This is a genomic window from Bacillus sp. CGMCC 1.60114 (assembly GCF_042676365.1).
In the GTDB taxonomy this organism is placed as follows: Bacteria; Bacillota; Bacilli; order Bacillales; family Bacillaceae_G; genus Bacillus_A; species Bacillus_A rhizoplanae_A.
The window spans coordinates 433,633-448,913 of record NZ_JBHTHG010000117.1 but is presented as its reverse complement, the minus strand read 5'-3'; the positions used below and the strand labels follow the sequence as shown (position 1 = coordinate 448,913).

Annotated in this window: 16 protein-coding genes; 5 read left to right on the top strand and 11 right to left on the bottom strand. The window is 34.5% G+C overall.

Going from position 1 to position 15,281, the window contains the following annotated elements:
• From ACFQZ1_RS20780 to miaA, 3 genes are all read right to left on the bottom strand, one after another.
• Positions 1–842, bottom strand: an 842-nt coding sequence (locus ACFQZ1_RS20780) for a hypothetical protein (RefSeq protein ID WP_377884053.1), incomplete at its 3' end; no start/stop codon positions are given.
• A 558-nt stretch (positions 843–1,400) separates the two neighbouring features.
• The gene (gene hfq / locus ACFQZ1_RS20775; protein ID WP_000813896.1) at positions 1,401–1,625 is read right to left on the bottom strand and encodes an RNA chaperone Hfq; all 225 of its coding nucleotides are present in this window, start codon (positions 1,623–1,625) and stop codon (positions 1,401–1,403) included.
• Between the two features lie 25 nt (positions 1,626–1,650).
• Positions 1,651–2,601, bottom strand: a complete 951-nt coding sequence (miaA, locus tag ACFQZ1_RS20770) for a tRNA (adenosine(37)-N6)-dimethylallyltransferase MiaA (RefSeq protein WP_377884052.1) — start codon at positions 2,599–2,601, stop codon at positions 1,651–1,653.
• Positions 2,602–2,794: 193 nt separating this feature from the next.
• Here miaA and ACFQZ1_RS20765 point away from each other — a divergent pair, with 193 nt between their 5' ends.
• Positions 2,795–3,037, top strand: a complete 243-nt coding sequence (locus ACFQZ1_RS20765) for a hypothetical protein (protein WP_377884051.1) — start codon at positions 2,795–2,797, stop codon at positions 3,035–3,037.
• A gap of 243 nt (positions 3,038–3,280) precedes the next feature.
• On the opposite strand, the gene ACFQZ1_RS20760 is transcribed toward ACFQZ1_RS20765, so the two are convergent.
• The 3 genes from ACFQZ1_RS20760 to ACFQZ1_RS20750 form a co-directional block, all read right to left on the bottom strand.
• Positions 3,281–4,444 (bottom strand): iron-containing alcohol dehydrogenase, encoded by a 1,164-nt coding sequence (locus tag ACFQZ1_RS20760; protein WP_377884050.1) that lies wholly within the window; start codon positions 4,442–4,444, stop codon positions 3,281–3,283.
• A gap of 116 nt (positions 4,445–4,560) precedes the next feature.
• Complete coding sequence (locus tag ACFQZ1_RS20755) at positions 4,561–5,100, bottom strand: DUF420 domain-containing protein (protein WP_377884049.1); 540 nt, start codon at positions 5,098–5,100, stop codon at positions 4,561–4,563.
• A 434-nt stretch (positions 5,101–5,534) separates the two neighbouring features.
• The gene (locus ACFQZ1_RS20750; protein WP_377884048.1) at positions 5,535–5,840 is read right to left on the bottom strand and encodes a hypothetical protein; all 306 of its coding nucleotides are present in this window, start codon (positions 5,838–5,840) and stop codon (positions 5,535–5,537) included.
• Positions 5,841–6,301: 461 nt separating this feature from the next.
• On the opposite strand from ACFQZ1_RS20750, the gene ACFQZ1_RS20745 reads away from it, so the two are divergent.
• Together ACFQZ1_RS20745 and ACFQZ1_RS20740 are read left to right on the top strand one after the other, a co-directional pair.
• Complete coding sequence (locus ACFQZ1_RS20745; RefSeq protein WP_377884163.1) at positions 6,302–6,856, top strand: bifunctional transcriptional activator/DNA repair enzyme AdaA; 555 nt, start codon at positions 6,302–6,304, stop codon at positions 6,854–6,856.
• A 1-nt stretch (position 6,857) separates the two neighbouring features.
• A complete protein-coding gene (locus ACFQZ1_RS20740; RefSeq protein ID WP_377884047.1) occupies positions 6,858–7,373 on the top strand; it encodes a methylated-DNA--[protein]-cysteine S-methyltransferase in 516 nt (171 codons plus the stop codon).
• 535 nt (positions 7,374–7,908) lie between these two features.
• On the opposite strand, the gene pdxR is transcribed toward ACFQZ1_RS20740, so the two are convergent.
• Positions 7,909–9,300 carry a MocR-like pyridoxine biosynthesis transcription factor PdxR gene (pdxR, locus tag ACFQZ1_RS20735; RefSeq protein WP_377884162.1) on the bottom strand — a complete coding sequence of 464 codons (1,392 nt, stop codon included), beginning with the start codon at positions 9,298–9,300 and terminating at the stop codon, positions 7,909–7,911.
• Between the two features lie 110 nt (positions 9,301–9,410).
• On the opposite strand from pdxR, the gene ACFQZ1_RS20730 reads away from it, so the two are divergent.
• Positions 9,411–10,316, top strand: coding sequence for a DMT family transporter (locus tag ACFQZ1_RS20730; protein ID WP_377884046.1), 906 nt, complete (start codon positions 9,411–9,413; stop codon positions 10,314–10,316).
• Between the two features lie 272 nt (positions 10,317–10,588).
• On the opposite strand, the gene ACFQZ1_RS20725 is transcribed toward ACFQZ1_RS20730, so the two are convergent.
• Positions 10,589–11,014 carry a GNAT family N-acetyltransferase gene (locus tag ACFQZ1_RS20725; RefSeq protein WP_377884045.1) on the bottom strand — a complete coding sequence of 142 codons (426 nt, stop codon included), beginning with the start codon at positions 11,012–11,014 and terminating at the stop codon, positions 10,589–10,591.
• 347 nt (positions 11,015–11,361) lie between these two features.
• Here ACFQZ1_RS20725 and ACFQZ1_RS20720 point away from each other — a divergent pair, with 347 nt between their 5' ends.
• Positions 11,362–11,751, top strand: coding sequence for a hypothetical protein (locus ACFQZ1_RS20720; RefSeq protein WP_377884044.1), 390 nt, complete (start codon positions 11,362–11,364; stop codon positions 11,749–11,751).
• A gap of 336 nt (positions 11,752–12,087) precedes the next feature.
• On the opposite strand, the gene ACFQZ1_RS20715 is transcribed toward ACFQZ1_RS20720, so the two are convergent.
• The 3 genes from ACFQZ1_RS20715 to ACFQZ1_RS20705 all read right to left on the bottom strand — a co-directional run bounded on the left by ACFQZ1_RS20715 (position 12,088) and on the right by ACFQZ1_RS20705 (position 15,143).
• Complete coding sequence (locus ACFQZ1_RS20715; protein ID WP_377884043.1) at positions 12,088–12,534, bottom strand: GNAT family N-acetyltransferase; 447 nt, start codon at positions 12,532–12,534, stop codon at positions 12,088–12,090.
• A gap of 512 nt (positions 12,535–13,046) precedes the next feature.
• Entirely contained in the window at positions 13,047–14,279 is a 1,233-nt protein-coding gene (gene pepT / locus ACFQZ1_RS20710) for a peptidase T (protein ID WP_377884042.1), read from the bottom strand.
• Positions 14,280–14,423: 144 nt separating this feature from the next.
• On the bottom strand, positions 14,424–15,143 hold the full coding sequence (locus ACFQZ1_RS20705) for a YebC/PmpR family DNA-binding transcriptional regulator (RefSeq protein WP_377884041.1): 720 nt from the start codon (positions 15,141–15,143) through the stop codon (positions 14,424–14,426).
• Positions 15,144–15,281 lie beyond the last annotated feature (138 nt).

The window sequence follows — 15,281 nt, the reverse complement described above, 5'->3', positions numbered from 1 at the left end:
TCTCGAGCAACCTGATATTCTCGAGCAACCTGAACTTCTAGCTCAACCCGATATTCTCGAGCAACCTGAACTTCTAGCTCAACCTGATACTCTCGAGCAACCTGAACTTCTAGCTCAACCTGATACTCTCGAGCAACCTGATACTCTCGAGCAACCTGATACTCTCGAGCAACCTGATACTCTCGAGCAACCTGAACTTCTAGCTCAACCTGATACTCTCGAGCAACCTGAACTTCTAGCTCAACCTGATACTCTCGATCAACCTGAACTTCTAGCTCAACCTGATACTCTCGATCAACCTGAACTTCTAGCTCAACCCGATACTCTCGATCAACCTGAACTTCTAGCTCAACCTGATACTCTCGATCAACTTGAGCTTCTCGAGCAACAGGCTCTTCTTGACCCATCAGAACCTCTAGGTCAACAAGCTCTTCTCGAACTACTAGGGCTTTTTGTTCAACCAGATATTCTCGAGCAATCAGACCCTCTAGGTCAATCAGATATTCTCGAGCAACCTGAACTTCTAGGTCAATCAGATATTCTCGAACAGCCTGAACTTCTAACTCAACCTGATACTCTCGAACAACCTGAACTTCTAGCTCAACCTGATACTCTCGAGCAACCTGAACTTCTAACTCAACCTGATATTCTCGAGCAACCTGAACTTCTAACTCAACCTGATACTCTCGAGCAACCTGAACCTCTAGATCAATCAGATATTCTCGAGCAACCTGAACTTCTAGGTCAATCAGATATTCTCGAGCAATCAGAACCTCTAGGTGAATCAGATATTCTCGAGCAATCAGAACTTCTAAATCAACTAGAGCCTCTAGTTCAATCATATATTCTCGAACAACTAAAACTTCTAGGTCAATCAGATATTCTCGAGCAACCTGAACCTCTAGGTCAATCAGATATTCTCGAGCAATCAGAATTTCTCGAGCACCAGAGCTTCTCGAACAAGCAGAACTTCTAGGTCAATTAGATATTCTCGAGCAACCAAGTATAACTCTTCGCCATCAAACTGTGTAATAAAAGCCAGCACCTTCACAACCTGTAAAGCCAAATCAAAATATCAATTTCAACATAAAATGAAATTTCCATCAGTAGAGGTTGTCTTCATCTCCTACTGATGGTCCCAATTTGGCACATACCGGCAGCTATCCCTCACCTATCTTCTTCGCTTCTCTATCAATCTTGAGGTGAGAGTCCTACTGCCCACGAATAGCGGGATAAAATTTCAATCAAAAAATCCATTCCCAACCATTGAAACAGATGGCACAATATCTAAACTTTTTATCTTATATATCCATTTAAAAATTTTACATTAGGATTCCTATATATTTTGAACACAAAAAAAGAGCGAATGATTCGCTCTTTTTGCTATGTACAATTCTGTACTATTCTAATTCGATTGAAACGTTCTTTTGTGGAACAAACGTAGAAATAGCATGTTTATAAATAAGCTGTTGCTTACCTTCTGTTTCCAACAGTACAGTAAAATTGTCGAAGCCTTTAATTAAACCACGAAGTTGGAAACCATTTAATAAGTACAGCGTGACAAACGTATTCTCTTTACGGAGTTGGTTTAAAAATTGATCTTGAATATTGATTGATTGCTTCATGTCGAATCCTCCTCTTTTTCTCTACTTACTTATTATTCGACTTAAGTTGCAGCTTTCCTTCTATGTACTCTAAAATTTCTATGTTTTTTTCACCATTTGTAACGTCAAACCAATTAACGTCCATTTTATTACGAAACCAAGTTAACTGCCGTTTTGCATAGCGACGTGAATTTGTTTTCAAAGCCATCACAGCTTCTTCTAACGAAATTTCCCCTTCAAAATATTCGTACAGCTCTTTGTAACCAATCGCTTGAATAGACTGACAATCACGAACTCCATCCTCATACAAACGCTCAACTTCGGCTAATAAACCTTGCTCCATCATAATATCTACACGTAAATTTATACGACTATATAATAAATCTCGATTCATCGTTAAACCAATTAAAGCAACATCATATAGCAACTCATTTTCCTGTTTTTCCAATTGATCGCTCATCGTCTGCCCAGTTGTATGAAAAATTTCTAATGCACGAATGACACGTCTCACATTGTTTGGATGAATACGCTTTGCACTTATCAAATCAACCTCTTCTAGCTTCTTATGTACATACTCTACACCATATTCCTCCGCCTGTTGTTCTAACAGTTTACGGTACACAGGATCTCCCGGCTCATCAGAGAATTGGTAATCATATAACACAGATTGTATATATAAACCTGTTCCACCAACAATAATAGGTAGTTTACCACGTTTTGTAATATCTGCTATATGACCGCGCACAAGTTCTTGAAACTCAGCAACGGAAAATGAATCTTCTGGATTTTTTATATCAATCATATAATGCGGGATTCCATCCATTTCTTCTTCCGTAACTTTTGCCGTACCTATATCCATATTACGATAGATTTGCATTGAATCGCCACTAATAATTTCTCCATTTAACGCTTTTGCCAGTTCAATGCTAAGCTTTGTTTTTCCAACTGCAGTTGGTCCAATAATAACAATAACTTTGTCCCGTTTTTCTTCTCCCATATACTTCAACTCTCTTTATGTAAAGTTATCCATCTGATTATTATATCCAATCTTACCAATTTTAATAGCCAAAATGCAAGTTATCTCATTACGGTAATTGAAATTATATATATTTGTTAAAAATATAATCTATTTTGCATGTTTTGTCCACCTACTTCATATACATGTTAAAAATGAAAACGGAGATGATACTATGAAAGTTGGACAAGCTACTGTTGATTTTCGCTCATTACTAGAAGATTTAATTTTAGCTACAGCAACAAAAGAAAAAAATTGCTCTCAGGAAGAATTATACTTTGCACTAAGCTGTTTACTACGTTCGTTTCATCCAATACTTACAAGCGAAGAAACAGATGGAACAACAAACGAATATATACAAACACAGTTTTACACTGCATATAACATCCTAACAGGCCGTACGATATATCCATTCTAAATAATCTCTGCTTTATCTAATTGTTTAACGAGTTCGGCTACGTAAGAGACATTTAAGCTTATCATGTATCATCCAAGTAAAGCTATTTTTATTACAATAGGTGCTCCCTTAACAGTTTCTACAAATGCCAATATAACTTGGTGGACATATTAACAAAAAAACACCTCTCTTAAAAGAAGTGTTTTTTGTTTATTTATCCCGCATTAACGGGCAGTAAGACCCCCCACAGATGGAAGTTTCACTTTATAATGATGCTCGATAAATCTCTACAACATCTTGTTTATTTAATCTTTTAAATTGCCCAAATTCGCCATATACCATTGCCTTTTCAGCCATAATATCAATTTGTTCTTCGCCAATCTCGTAATCAGCTAAGTGAGATGGAGCTCCAATAGATGTCCAAAATTGACGCAATGATTCAATACCTTCTAATGCGATTTCAACATCAGTTTTACCTTCGGTTTGAACATGAAATACTCGAATCGCAAATTGTTTAAAGCGACCTACGTTTTCATGTAAAACATGTTTCATCCAATTTGGGAATAAAATTGCTAAACCGCCACCATGCGGAATATCATACACCGCTGAAACAGCATGCTCAATATTATGCGTTGCCCAGTCTCCGCGTACACCCATGGCCAAAATACCATTTAACGCCATTGTACCGCAATATAAAATCGTTTCACGGTGCTCATAACTTTCTAAATCATGAAGTAGCTTCGGTGCCGTCTCGATAACCGTTTGTAAAATAGACTCACAGTATCGATCCTGCAATACTGTATTTGTACCTTGATGGAAATATTGCTCGAGTACATGCGACATAATATCAACGATACCATAAATTGTTTGATTACGTGGTACAGATACCGTGTGGGCTGGATCTAAAATAGAAAATTGCGGGAATGTCACTGGACTACCCCACCCATACTTTTCGTTTGTTTCCCAATTTGTAATAACAGAACCTGCATTCATTTCAGAACCTGTTGCCGCAAGAGTTAACACTGTCCCAAAAGGTAATGCTTCTTTTGCAATAACCTTTTTCGTCACAAGATCCCATGCATCTCCATCATATTTGCTGCCAGCGGCAATCGCTTTTGTGCAATCTATTACACTTCCACCGCCCACAGCTAAAATAAACTCGACATCATTTTCTTTACAAATCTGAATTCCTTTGTTGACTGTTGATAAACGCGGGTTAGGTTCTACACCACTTAACTCCAAAATATCTGCATCTATTTCTTTTAACGTAGATATCACGTTATCATAAATTCCGTTTTGTTTAATACTTCCACCACCATATACGAGTAAAACTTTTTTCCCATACTGTGGCACCTCTGTTTTCAATTGCTCTAATTGACCTTTTCCAAAAATAAGCTTTGTTGGATTACGAAACACAAAGTTTTGCATACTTCTCATCCTTCCTTAATAAAAGTAACTATACTTTTATATATCATATATTTAGCTTTTCACAAAAATATTTGCTTACACAAAAAAAAGAATCTCAGCTAAAACTGAGACTCTTTTTAATAATAAGGTGAAATCATTAAGTAAACGATAACGCCTGAAAGACTTACATATAACCAAATTGGCATTGTCCAACGTACAATTTTACGATGACGAGTCAGTTGGTTTGTAAATCCGAATACTAAAGAAAATAACGCGAGCGGTACAATAATAGCAGCCAGGAAAATATGTGTAATTAAAATAAAGAAATATACATATTTAATGATTCCTTCTCCGCCAAAGTGCGTTGCTGGCGCTAAATAATGATACGTTAAATACGAAACACAAAATAACAATGTTGTTGTAAATGCTGCAAGAATAAATCCTCTATGTAGATTTACATTCTTTTTAATAATTGAAAACAACGCTGCGATTAAAAACACAAATGTAAAACTATTAAAAATCGCATTTAACATCGGCAAAATTTTTACATCAAAATGTACTTCTCCTTTGTGACCAACTGGCCCAAAAAATAAGAACAAGATAATTGCATTGATGATCACAGAAAGGGTTATTACAACAGGAGCATAGCTCTTCTGTTTAACAGAACGATCAGTCAAATTGTTCACTCCCTCATTTTTCTTAAAGTATGTAGTAACTTCATTATTTTAACATATTATCAACAGTGTAAATGTGACAAATGTTTGAAATAATTATATAAAGTAAAACCTTCATCAATCAAATGCATGCGATTAGTCACCTGCATTTATGCTCTTTATTTTCTTAAAATCTCGAAGCAAGGGATTTACGATCCACGAATAGCAGGATAAAAATGAAAAATCCTCCTTAAGTTTTTTACCACTTAAGAAGGATTGTACCGTTTCACATTAAATATTTCAAACTGTAACGTCTATTTTAGTTTTTATTTAAAAACATATCGCTATACGCTTGAAAGATCTCAGTTAATTGAAAGCCTATAAGAGACACTGCTGTTAATGAAAAGAATCCAATTAATAAGAAACGAATCCACATACGAATCTCCTCCTTGTATCATTTATTTAAAATCTAAATGACAAATCGGATTACAGTGGTCGTCTCCTTCTTTTTTCTTTACAACAGCGGTAATATAACGGATAAAGAAAATAATAATTAAAGGGAAATACACATGCTTTATATTAGTCTGCTTTAATGATATTTTCCCTTGTACGTCGGATGGGGACGTTAAAGAGAAGTCAGCGCCATTCATTTGTGCATATAAAAAGACGAATTGAAGACATAATAAAATACTTACAATTGAAATGATATCTTCCCAGTCAGTTGTACTCAAAAAATTATATACATCTAGCACATATTCCTCCAACGTTACCCCTCCCTTCCTTTTTCACTATTTTCCTCGTGTTCGTATAAAAAGTCAAGAAAAATATTTTATATTCACTATGACAATAGAGATTACATATAATGGAACTCTTCTTATCGCTTGATCTCCACTCAGCCAATATAGAAACTCATTTCCTTCATTTCCTTTACTTCCCTTATTACACATAATGTCTTTAAAAAGAATGATTATTACTTATTACATATATGCCTAGAATACAATCGTTTTAATAAAAAAGAAAAATCCCTATCACCTATACATCTTTTTTGAATAATAATTTATAAAATTTTATATTTTCATCTTTGTAATCTTGCTCTTACATTCATAAATCCGTACATACGTACTTCATTCAGGATATACTGATTTCAGAGGTGGTTAATATGAAAAGCGAAAGACCGAAACGCCATGAAAAGATCCAAAAAGAAACACCTAAGTATCAAGATTTTATGACAGATGAAAGATGGCAAGCAATTGTACACAATGATTCATCGTATGATGATAAATTTTATTACGCTGTAAAAACAACAGGTATTTTTTGCCGCCCGTCATGTAAATCTCGAACTCCTAATAGAAACAATGTACGAATCTTTCTCAATGTACAACAAGCTCTCTCAGAAAAATTTCGCCCTTGTAAACGATGTAAGCCAAATGGACTAAGATTACCTGAAGAAGACTGGATAGCGCAAATTACGGAATACATTGATAACCATTACTCCGAAACTTTAACACTTGCAATACTAGCAAATATGTGTCACGGTAGCCCTTATCATTTACAGCGCACATTTAAGAAGATGAAAGGAATAACTCCTACTGAATATATACAACAATCACGTATTTCAAAAGCTATGCAATACCTTACTAATACGAATCATACAATTATGGAAATTAGTTTTGCTGTAGGTATACCGAATACAGCACATTTTGCAACCTTATTTAAAAAGAAAACAGGATATACACCTACAAATTATCGAAAAATGAATCACACAAAAGAGGTAAGATAAAATGACATCACAAACAAATCAAACAATCTATTGGACATTATTTATTCATGGACAATGGCGTATGTATATTGCTGCGACATCAAAAGGACTATGCTACATAGGATCTCAAAATCAAGCTTTTGAAGAGTTATCAAATTGGGCTAAAAAACGATTACCGCAATATACTTTGGTACAAAATGAACAAAAATTACAATCATATGTTGATGAATTAATAGAATATTTTAAAAGACAACGTGCAGCTTTTTCAGTTCCTGTTCATATCATCGGAACACCATTCCAATTAACAGTTTGGAATACATTATGTGACATTCCTTATGGACAAACTTATTCATATTCAGATATCGCAGAGTTAATCCAAAAGCCAAAATCAGTACGTGCAGTGGGAGGTGCAATTGGAGCTAATCCCGTTTTCATTATCATCCCTTGTCATCGCGTCATTGGAAAGAATGGAAAATTAACTGGATTTAGAGGTGGCTTAGAAATGAAGAAGCAACTGCTAACGCTTGAAAAACAATAAAAATATCAATAGAACACCTAGATTATATAAAAAATAAACCCGAATAGATACTCTGTAAAATAAAGAAATAACAATAGCTATCCTCTCTTACAAAAACAAGAGAATTTATATAATGTTACATATTTATTAAAGATTGACATATACACTCTTTAGCTTCTTTTTCTAGTTTCATAAATTCATCGTATGTCGTGTGTATAGTGTTTATTTCATTTGTCTTAAAATATGTTTGTTCAATTTGTATTTCTTCCGTTTCAGAGTCTGCTTTTAACGCTATTGTTTGATATTTATTCTCCTTAAACATATATTGCTTTCTCAAATAAATCACCACTAACTTTTCAAATTTGTATTAGGGGTCTCGCCACATGCCTATCAACCTAACAGAACAGGTTGCCCCAAAACGATAAAAATGAACTTCGGTGCTATAAAAAACACAAAATTTTCGTTTAGGGGGTACTTTAAAATCTTAGCTTGATAGCGATGTGGTGCTACCCCTAATAGGAAAAACGAAAAAACTTTTTTAGGGAAAAAATCAAGATTACAACCAAATTTTTGCTAGTTGAGATACTCCTTTTATTATCTTTTCTTCACATAAATTACCCAATCCAAGTTGAATATGCGGATATTGTGGTATATATTTCGAGAAATATTTTGAGCAAGGATAAACCGCAATTCCGTGTTCATATGCCCTTTCAATTAGCATTTTTTCACTCATTTTTGTTTTAACTTCAATAATAACGAAAATTCCAGAGCTACCACCTTTTATTTCAACATAATTCTTAAAGTGTTTTAGTAATTCCCTATTCAATAGATTCATTTTACGTTTATACAAAGCTTTCATCTTCCTTAAATGTGAGTACCAATATCCTTCATTCATAAAGGTCGCCAGTGTTCTCTGATGAATAGATGAGGATGTTTGCTCAAGCAAAGGGAGTATCTTTTTATATTCACTTACTAGCCTCCTAGGCAAAACCATATAACTGACACGGATAGAAGGTAGCAGTGCTTTTGAAAAAGTTCCTAAATAAACCACCCTATCATTAGAATCTAAACTTTGAAGAGACGGTACAGGTTGATGGATGTATCGAAATTCACTATCGTAATCATCCTCAATAATATATCCTTCCACCCTTTTTGCCCATTGAATTAACTTTAATCTTTCATTGACGGGAATAGTTACTCCATATGGAAAGTGGTGAGTAGGAGTGACATATAAAAGTCTAGAAGGCGACTTTAAAAGGCGATCGACTTGGATGCCTTGTTCTTTTACCGGGATCGGATCAATGATAAATGACTGAAGAGCAAATAGTTCCCTTGCCACATTATATCCAGGGTCTTCTACTGCCAGATAATGATAGTCCTGCTTTAGCAACAGTGACAAAAGTAATAACAAGTGTTGTGTGCTACTGCCAATAATAATCTGTTCAGCAGAAGTATTAACCCCTCTTGATTGAAACAAGTAATCTGCTAGTACCTTTCTTAATTTAATATCGCCTTGTTTTTCTCCGTATGAAAACATGCTAGAGTCTTTAACGATTTTGTTTGTAAGCATTCTCCATTTTTTCAAAGGGAAGTTCTCTTGATCCACTGTCCCAATCTTAAAGTCAATAGTTTTTATGTCAGTTTGATTTTTTTCATGATGCTGTTCTCTAATGGGTTCATAATTAAGCGTCTCATCCGGTATAGCTGCCTCTACAAAAAATCCCTTTTTGTTCTCACTTCGAATATATCCTTCCGATTGCAATTGTTCATAGGCTACCTGAGTTGTGTTTCTGCTGACTTCTAATTGGAGAGCAAGTTGTCTAATCGATGGCAACTTTGTATTCCTTTCTAATTTACCAGATAAAATCTGAGTACGTATGTATTGATAAACTTGTTGGTACATAGGAGTGTTACTTTCTCGATTGATATTAAATATTAGTTCATTCATCATTGAAATACCTCATCTGTCATTTGCTTTTATTGTAAACTGTACCTTTTAGAAATGACAGTATAAATGAATAATGAATTTAGAAAAAATTTTGATTTGGGAGATAACTTATGACAATATTTATGTACATATTTTGTTTGATTGTATGGGGACTCAACTTTATAGCAGTAAAAATTCAAGGAACTCCTGTCAGCCTGGAATTATCCTTAACTTATCGTTTAGTTATGACAGCCTTTATATTTTTGATTCTTGTTTGGTTCCTTCAACCAAGAGGGAGGCCAACAAGAAAAGATATCCCATTTGTAATAGTTTTTGGTGTATGTAACTTTGCATTAAGCTACTTATGCCTTTATTACGCCACAATTTTGAGTTCTGCCGCAATCGTAACATTGGTTTTTTCATTAAAGGTGATTTTGACCCCGATTGCTCTCCGGATTTTTTTAAAAGAAAAGTTACATTCACGCGTTTTGTTTGGGGGGATTTTGGGTGTATTAGGCGTATGTATTCTCATCTATCCGAATTTGAACAACTTTCAAGGGTCTAATGACATAAAAGGAATTATGGTTGCAATCTTAGGTACGCTTCTTACAGCAGTAGGTGATGTCAGCTCAGCACGAAATGCAAGTCACAAGGTGAATCCTATCTACGCAAATGCCATTGGATTTACAGTGGGCAGTATATTGATGGGAGTAATTGTATTATTTCAAGGACAAGAATTTATATTTCCAACATCGTTTTCATACTTATCTGTATTGCTATATTTAACTCTGGTTGCTTCATTTGTAGCATGGTTATTCTATTTGAAGCTTGTAGAAAAAATTGGAGGAGCTCAAAGTGGCTATATGGTTGCACTTTTCCCGGTAATTGGAGGAATAGCTTCCGTTTTAATCGGTGAGTCAGATCCATCATTGTATTTGTTTGCTGGTTGCTTTTCTAGCTGTATTGGCGCTGCCATCGCATTAGGGTTTGGAACTCGGAAGCAAAATGCGAAATCACCTCTAAAAAGAGCTAATTAAGAAGGAATAAGTCTTGTGAACTTGAAAATAGAGCTCATTTATTTAGTTTTCAGGTTGTTGACCAAGAATGCATGAACACTTAAACAAATGGAATATAGACTATAGGGGTCACCATACATTACTATCAACCTAAGAGGAATTTATATCCATAATTCATAGAAAGCGTTATTCTTTTTGTAGAAATATACAGAAAGGATGGCGTTTTTTCATTTTAGGGGGAATTTTGTTTTGTTAGCTTGATAGCGATGGGGCGGGACACCGATATAAATTTTTTAATCACATTTCGTTATTACAGTAAACATTCCTGTCATACTAGGTGAGTAATCCTTAAAATCATATTTTTCATAAAATTTTTCTTTTCCCTCTGATGCAAATAATCCTACAAACGCTTTATTTGGTGCGTTTTCTTTTAGATACTCTACTAACGCATTCATAATTTTTTTGCCAATACCCATTCCTTGATAATCTGGATGAACTACCACATCTTGAATGTAAAAGTAAATAGCTCCATCCCCAACAATTCTTCCCATTCCTATGGCCTTACTCTCATCCTTAACTGTAACGGCAAAAACAGAATTTTTTAATGATATTTCGGCAACATCAAAGTTCATATAATCTTCCCAACCCACAACTGAACATAAATATTTATATTCTTCTAATGTTGGTGCATAATTTGAGATTGTATAATGTCTTTCCATAAATCCTCCCCCTATCTCTCTATAATTTCAAGTTAGCATTTTTGCACTTCTTTTTCTTCCGAATGTTCAGATTTAAGTATATATCATATTCATGTAAAAGTTAACATAATCCCTCATTGAAGTAGAAGGAACATCTATGCTAGGAAACGTAAAAAAATTTAAAAAAGGATGAGCTTATAGGGGGATCACCCCATATACACCTTGTTCATAATTTACATATTATGGTATAATATCAAGGGGTTGACAGCTAATCATCTATGTTCCACGCTAACGGGTTGGGAATGACAATTTATTCCCCTGCTGACGACTGACGAAGTCAAAAAGTTTTTTGAGGTTGGGGTGATCTTATGAAAAAGATAATTGGATTAAGTTTTATTCTATTTTCTGGTATCACATTATCTGGATGTTCAGCTATGGCAGAAAACTCTTTAGAAAAAACTGGAAACGGGAGTATTAAATTATTAACACCAACGATTACAACAAAAGATAATCAATTAGAATTTATGACTGAGGGAATTGATGAAAATAAAGTGACCTTTATTTTTGTTGCCAATAAAAAAGTATTTGAACAAAAAATAAAAAATGATGAATCCTACAAACTTAACATTAAGGGTATCAAAGATGCTCATAGGACGGACTACAAGCCAAAAGTTCAACTTTTGCAAACTAAAGATGATACTGAAAATGGAGACATGGTAAACTTTAAACAAGTTAGATATACAGTTGAAAAAGATTAGTTTTATAGTTTTTTAATTTCAATTTGAGGAACAAAAATACCAATTCATTTGCGAATTGGTATTTTTCTCCTTTTGGCACACCGCCCCATCGCTATCAAGTTAAGAAATACATTCTTCCCCAAAACGAAAAAAATGAACTAAATTTCTATGGACAACTATGAAAGGATGAAATTTTCGTTTTGGGGATACTTCAAAATCTTAGGTTGATGGGCATGGAGTCTCGCCAACAAAACGCAAATTTCGTACGCTAGGGATATCCAGCATTAAAAATCCCAATCTCTCAGTGATATAAATAAGGAGTTGGGATTTAATTATTTAACAATTTCACTCCAATTGTTAAATAGTATTCATTTTTCGCAAACGCTTTACAAACCTATAACCAGTTACTTCGTAACCAAGGAATTTATATAGTTCGTGTGCTTTTACCCTGCTTTCACTTTTTCCACTTAGAAGATAAATAAAATCAGATCCTCTTTTCAAAGACCATTCTTCCACATATTTAATCAACGCTTTCGCAATACCTTGACCGCGATATTCTTTCTTTGTAACTAGCGATGTTATTTGAATCTTTTCATCGTTGTTTGTGTACGTTGTATGAATTGTTATTCCTATCATCCCTACTAAGTTATTATTATTTATTGCAACAAAAGTGTAATAATTTGGATTAGATTCGATACGTTCCATTCTTACTTTCATTTCATCTAATGAACTAGGATAACCTAAATCTGGCATTAAATCTGTAAATTTTTTGATGTCATCAGAATTATATTTTCTTATCTCCACTAAGGACCCCTCCACATTTTTTGTTGTTGCTACCTCTATTACAGATTTTGCGATACTTTCATCCCACTGATGTTAGCCAACTTGCCCTTTTATGGGTGAGAGTGTCAAGATATCTTCTGTAATGTTAATTCCTTCTTTTTATGATATTTGAATATATTATTTAACACTATCCCGTTTTTTTGTTCTGTTTCACAGAACATTAATTCTATCACGAGAGGTGCTTTCGTTTATTTTTCAAACAAAAAGGTCGATGAAGTCATTAAAAGGCTTTTAAAAGCCAATGAGAGCATTAACTTGATAACAAGTGGACAGCCAATACAAATGTTGTGGTAAATGAGGTCATTTGTGGTGCAAAAAAAGGATAGAACATACAGAATTATTCTGCCTGTCACTATCCACTTCTTTTATTCTTATATAATGTGTAACATTATATGTCTATTCCTGTTAAACCAAAGATTGATTCAAATTTCTTGAATCTAAATAAAAAGCATTACTATCCGGGTTTATTTCTTTTAAGCTTTCTCTTCAAATAAGCGTGCGATTTCGATAATAACTTGAACAGCTTTTTCCATATTATCTACAGAAATATATTCAAATTTACCGTGGTAATTTTCTCCGCCGGTAAAGATATTTGGTGTCGGCAGACCCATATATGACAATTGGGAACCGTCAGTTCCACCGCGAATTGGTTGAATATTCGGCTCGATATCTAGATTTTTCATTGCTTCATAAGCAATATCAACAATTTCTTTTACTGGTTCAATTTTTTCAAGCATATTGTAATACTGATCATTCATCTCAAGAACGATATTTTCCTCACCATATTTCTCTTGCATCTGTTTTGTAATAGCTGTTATATTCTCTTTTCTAGTATTAAAATGATCACGGTCAAAATCACGAATAATATAGTTAGATTGACTTCGCTCAACATCACCATTTAGAGAAATAAGATGGTAGAAACCTTCATATCCCTCTGTATGTTCTGGCGCTTCTTCTACTGGCAGTTGTGCATGGAATTCCATCGCAAGCTTACTAGCATTTACCATTTTATTTTTAGCTGTACCAGGATGGGTACTATTCCCTTTGAAAATTAACTTAGCGCCAGCAGCGTTAAAGCTTTCATATTCTAATCCACCTAGTGGGCCTCCATCCATTGTATACGCAAATAAAGCTCCGAAAGCTTCTACATCAAAGTGGGACGGACCGCGACCAATCTCTTCATCAGGCGTAAATGCAACTCTAATTTTTCCATGTTTAATTTGTGGGTTATGTAATAAATAATTCATTGCTGTCATAATTTCTGTAATTCCTGCTTTGTCATCTGCACCAAGCAGTGTTGTTCCATCAGTTGTAATTAATGTATGTCCTTGATACGATGGAAGCTCTGGGAATAATTCTGGTGTTAATATAACACCTAGTTCCTTATTTAACGTAATTGCCTTTCCATCAAAGTTTTCATGAATTTGCGGTTTAACATTTTTCCCTGTAAAGTCTGTAGCTGTATCCAAATGAGCTAAAAAACCGATTACAGGAACCTGTTTGTCCGTATTAGCAGGAAGCGTTGCCATTACGTATCCATTCTCATCCATCGTTACTTCTGATAATCCAATCGTTTTCAACTCTTCTACTAATTGCTTTGCAAACTCAATTTGGCCCGGCGTTGATGGTACAGTATGACTTTCTGCATCAGATTGTGTATCCACCTGAACATATCTTGTAAATCGTTCGATAATTTCTTGTTTCATGCTACTTCACTCCTTTTTATCTATCTTTATTTATTATAAACCTTTGTTACACGTTTTTTTATTTCTTTTCATTTTATCTTTTAAACTTCAATGAACATTCTAAAAAAAAACAGACCTTTGCTACGAAACAAAGGTCTGTTTTTTTTATTCACCTAAATCTACATTGTGATACACTTGTTGAACATCTTCTAAATCTTCTAATGCGTCAATCATTTTCTCAAATTTCACTTGTGCATCTTCTGGAAGTGTTACTTCACTTTGTGCAAGCATTGTTAGTTCTGCAACTGTAAATTCAGTTATACCAGCATTTTTGAATGCCTCTTGCACTGCGTGGAACTGGTCTGGCTCCGCATAAACGATAACAGATTCCTCTTCTTCTAAAATATCACGCACATCTACATCTGCTTCCATTAAGATTTCAAGTGCTTCATCTGCTGTTTTGCCTTCAAGACCAATTACAGCTGTTGCATCAAACATATACGCTACAGATCCGTTTACACCCATGTTACCAGCGTTTTTACTAAACGCAGCACGCACATCTGCTGCAGTACGATTTACGTTATTTGTTAATGTATCTACAATTACCATTGATCCATTTGGTCCGAAGCCTTCATAACGAAGTTCGTCATAGTTTTCTTCTGAACCACCTTTTGCTTTTTCAATCGCACGATCAATAATCGTCTTTGGTACGCTGTACGTTTTTGCACGCTCAAGTACAACTCTTAAAGTCTGATTAGATTCTGGATCTGGTTCCCCTTGTTTTGCTGCTACATAAATTTCACGTCCAAACTTTGCATAGACGCGGCTTGTATTTGCATCTTTTGACGCTTTTTTGTCTTTAATATTGTTCCACTTACGTCCCATACTTGTTCCACTCTCTTTCAACTTTAAATCTACATAAAAATAGTAATATAAAATATGCTGTTTCTTCAACAATTTTTCATTATATTTCATATTGTTAACAAAAAAGACAAATTGAAGATGTCACATTTATTCACTATA

What these genes read in the sequence shown, in the direction of transcription:
- hfq (WP_000813896.1), bottom strand. Translation starts at nt 1,625, where the DNA reads ATGAAGCAATCAATCAATATTCAAGATCAATTTTTAAACCAACTCCGT.
- miaA (WP_377884052.1), bottom strand. Translation starts at nt 2,601, where the DNA reads ATGGGAGAAGAAAAACGGGACAAAGTTATTGTTATTATTGGACCAACT.
- ACFQZ1_RS20765 (WP_377884051.1), top strand. Translation starts at nt 2,795, where the DNA reads ATGAAAGTTGGACAAGCTACTGTTGATTTTCGCTCATTACTAGAAGAT.
- ACFQZ1_RS20760 (WP_377884050.1), bottom strand. Translation starts at nt 4,444, where the DNA reads ATGCAAAACTTTGTGTTTCGTAATCCAACAAAGCTTATTTTTGGAAAA.
- ACFQZ1_RS20745 (WP_377884163.1), top strand. Translation starts at nt 6,302, where the DNA reads ATGACAGATGAAAGATGGCAAGCAATTGTACACAATGATTCATCGTAT.
- ACFQZ1_RS20740 (WP_377884047.1), top strand. Translation starts at nt 6,858, where the DNA reads ATGACATCACAAACAAATCAAACAATCTATTGGACATTATTTATTCAT.
- pdxR (WP_377884162.1), bottom strand. Translation starts at nt 9,300, where the DNA reads ATGAATGAACTAATATTTAATATCAATCGAGAAAGTAACACTCCTATG.
- ACFQZ1_RS20730 (WP_377884046.1), top strand. Translation starts at nt 9,411, where the DNA reads ATGACAATATTTATGTACATATTTTGTTTGATTGTATGGGGACTCAAC.
- ACFQZ1_RS20725 (WP_377884045.1), bottom strand. Translation starts at nt 11,014, where the DNA reads ATGGAAAGACATTATACAATCTCAAATTATGCACCAACATTAGAAGAA.
- ACFQZ1_RS20720 (WP_377884044.1), top strand. Translation starts at nt 11,362, where the DNA reads ATGAAAAAGATAATTGGATTAAGTTTTATTCTATTTTCTGGTATCACA.
- pepT (WP_377884042.1), bottom strand. Translation starts at nt 14,279, where the DNA reads ATGAAACAAGAAATTATCGAACGATTTACAAGATATGTTCAGGTGGAT.
- ACFQZ1_RS20705 (WP_377884041.1), bottom strand. Translation starts at nt 15,143, where the DNA reads ATGGGACGTAAGTGGAACAATATTAAAGACAAAAAAGCGTCAAAAGAT.